The sequence below is a fragment of the Caulobacter sp. genome, assembly GCF_017744445.1.
Classification (GTDB): Bacteria; Pseudomonadota; Alphaproteobacteria; order Caulobacterales; family Caulobacteraceae; genus Caulobacter.
The window spans coordinates 1-1,124 of record NZ_JAGIBH010000045.1; the positions used below are offsets into that span (position 1 = coordinate 1).

Consider the following 1,124-nt stretch of genomic DNA (forward strand, 5'->3'; position numbering starts at 1 on the left):
CTGTGAGATCGTCGGACATGGGACAAAGTCTAACGAGCGTTTGAAGCGTGGCAAGCATGCCCCGAAGGGAAGCCGTGTAAGGACGGCCCGGCGGCCGGCGTCTAACCTTTCGAAAACGGGGCGAAGAATGGCTGGCGGGCGACAGGAGGACGAGGCATTCGCGGCGTGGCTCGCGTCGCACCTGGCGACCCTGCGCCGGACGGCCCGCGCCTTCGCCGAGCCCGCCGACCAGCACGACCTGATGCAGGAGCTGGCCGTGGCCCTGTGGAAGGCCCGGCCGCGCTTTCGGGGGAAGGCCGCAGACACGACCTTCGTCCACCGCGTGGCCCACAACGCCGCCCTCACCTGGCGACGCGGCGAAACCCGGCGGCGGAAACGGCAAGACGGCGTGGCGGCCGAGCTCGCCGTGCGGGCGGAGGAGCATCCAGACACGCCCGAGGCCGATCTGCTGGAACGACTCTACGCGGCGATCCGCACCCTGCCTCCACTGGACCGGTCGCTGATCCTGCTGTCGCTGGACGGGCTGGCCTATGGCGCCATCGCCCGCGTGCACGGGCTGACGGAAACCAATATCGGCGCGCGCCTGACCCGCGTGCGCGCCCGACTGACGATCCTGGTGAAGGAGGACGGCGATGGAGTTTGACCGTCTCGAACAGGCCTGGCGCTCGGAGGCCAACACCCCCGACGCCCAGGCCCAGGCCTATCTGATGGAGGAACTGATGCACATGCTCAAAGCCCGCCGTCGCGGCGAGACCCTGCTGTTCGCGATCCCGGTCGCGGCCATGACCCTGTTCACGGCGATCGTCGGACGGTCGATGCTGATGGGCCGCATGAACCTCGAGCGCGAGTGGGGCGCGCTGGCCATGCTGGGGGTCTGTTGGCTGGTGCTGGCGGCGGTGTTCGCCGCCGATGCACTGACCCTGGGCCTGCTGGCCGGCGGCCGCGGCACCCGGCTTGGCGGCATCGACAAGGCGTGGATCGTGCGCGACGGCGTCGCGCAGGTGCAGCGTTTCGCCCGTCGTTTTCCCGGGGAGACCGGCCCGGTGCTGGTCAGCGCCAACCGCGGCCTGGAGCGCTATGCCGAGGCGGGCCTGCAGGTGGTGACCGATCGAATGGCCGAGGAC

The 1,124-nt window shown here is 70.0% G+C and carries 2 protein-coding genes; both read left to right on the forward strand.

The genetic code is table 11. From position 1 onward, the window contains the following. The first annotated feature begins 127 nt into the window (after positions 1 to 127). Positions 128 to 643, forward strand: a complete 516-nt coding sequence (locus J7528_RS23445; RefSeq protein WP_291879675.1) for a sigma-70 family RNA polymerase sigma factor — start codon at positions 128 to 130, stop codon at positions 641 to 643. Beyond that, positions 633 to 1,124: NTP transferase domain-containing protein (locus tag J7528_RS23450; protein WP_291879677.1), on the forward strand; the 492-nt coding region annotated here is incomplete at its 3' end. The genes J7528_RS23445 and J7528_RS23450, both read left to right, overlap by 11 nt.

What these genes read in the sequence shown, in the direction of transcription:
- J7528_RS23445 (WP_291879675.1), top strand. Translation starts at nt 128, where the DNA reads ATGGCTGGCGGGCGACAGGAGGACGAGGCATTCGCGGCGTGGCTCGCG.